2 protein-coding genes and 1 pseudogene are annotated in these 1,198 nt (G+C 44.5%); all 3 read right to left on the bottom strand.

The window, feature by feature from the left end; genetic code table 11:
• Positions 1 to 822: pseudogene (locus tag ACFIN0_RS09725) on the bottom strand (late control protein); the annotation flags it as partial.
• Positions 819 to 1,043 (bottom strand): tail protein X, encoded by a 225-nt coding sequence (locus ACFIN0_RS09720; protein ID WP_375637136.1) that lies wholly within the window; start codon positions 1,041 to 1,043, stop codon positions 819 to 821. The pseudogene ACFIN0_RS09725 and the gene ACFIN0_RS09720, both read right to left, overlap by 4 nt.
• Positions 1,040 to 1,198: phage tail protein (locus ACFIN0_RS09715; protein WP_375702452.1), on the bottom strand; the 159-nt coding region annotated here is incomplete at its 5' end. The genes ACFIN0_RS09715 and ACFIN0_RS09720, both read right to left, overlap by 4 nt.

The following is a 1,198-nucleotide window of genomic DNA, read 5'->3' as shown; positions in this document are numbered from 1 at the left end:
TTCGTTCTTTTCAGATGTTTCGGCTGCTGTCTCTGCTTTAGGCAAATTGGGGGCATCACTTTCATCCATATGGATAACATCTTCGCCTTCCTCAATCTCTTCTGGTTCTCGTGCATCAGCAGCGGCTTTTTGGTCGTCCCCCACATCTGTTTCTAAGCCATTGGCTGCACCTGCTTCATCTCGTGCGCTGTATTTAAAATCCCAAGAGGTACAATGTTTTTCATGGATAACAATAACGGGGAGTGTTTCACCAGTGATGGCTTTGCCTTCGCCCCGTTTAGCCAAAACAAGCTTGCCATCAACGGGTTTTGCTACCGCATCATAGTCTTCTGCAAGGCGTGTGGCAAAAGCCATATCGCTTTCAGAAGTTTGGTCAATGTGACGCACAACAATTTTAGCAAGAGCAGGGTCAACTTTTGGTATATAGCCATTGCACTCTGCTATCTCTTGAACAATACTGCCAAGGGTTTGTTGGTGATAGGATTGGCTTTTTGGGGTTCTGTAAGACGTGTTCATTGATGCGGCGCGCCCTGTCACGCTTAAGCTTTGTGGTGGGCTGCTTACAGAGATTTCATCAATCAGATAGGCTCCCATATCGCGATTTTTGCCCCCTTCATAGCCAAGTGTGACAGAAATGATTGTTCCGATGAGAGGAATATCAAGAAAGCCGTTATCACTGTCACGTGCGCGGTCATCAAGCTCTATGGTGATGCGGTCACTTTTGTCTTCTGCTTCATCGGTAATTTCAATCGACAAAACATAGTCCATCAGCATTCTTGTGATGTCCTCTCCATTTGCCATCACTGTGCAAAAAGGTTTCATGATTTGCTACCCCAAATTCTGATCACTGGTGTGGCTTTAGGATAGGGGAGGGTTGGCAAAACGATTGTGATGCCTGCTTTTAAGATGGGTCCATAGTCTGCAAGACCAAAGTTTGCTGCATAAACGCGTTCAACAGCAAGGGCTTGTTGACCCTTTGCATAGTATCTCCAGCAAATGGCATCAACCATATCGCCTTCTTTTGTTACGTAAAGATCACTCATAACTCTTCACCATATTCTCTCAACTTTATTGTAAATTCTTGTTTTTTGGGGGACCCGTTTTGGTGAAAAATGCTTTGCTTTTCCTCTACAGAAAGAATGACAAACTTTCCTAAAATTTTTCCCTGACCAGTCACAAGAATGTGAGGTCCTTCATG

The organism is Bartonella sp. AA89HNZF, from assembly GCF_042196905.1.
Lineage (GTDB): Bacteria > Pseudomonadota > Alphaproteobacteria > Rhizobiales > Rhizobiaceae > Bartonella.
This window is presented reverse-complemented; position numbering and strand designations above follow the sequence as displayed.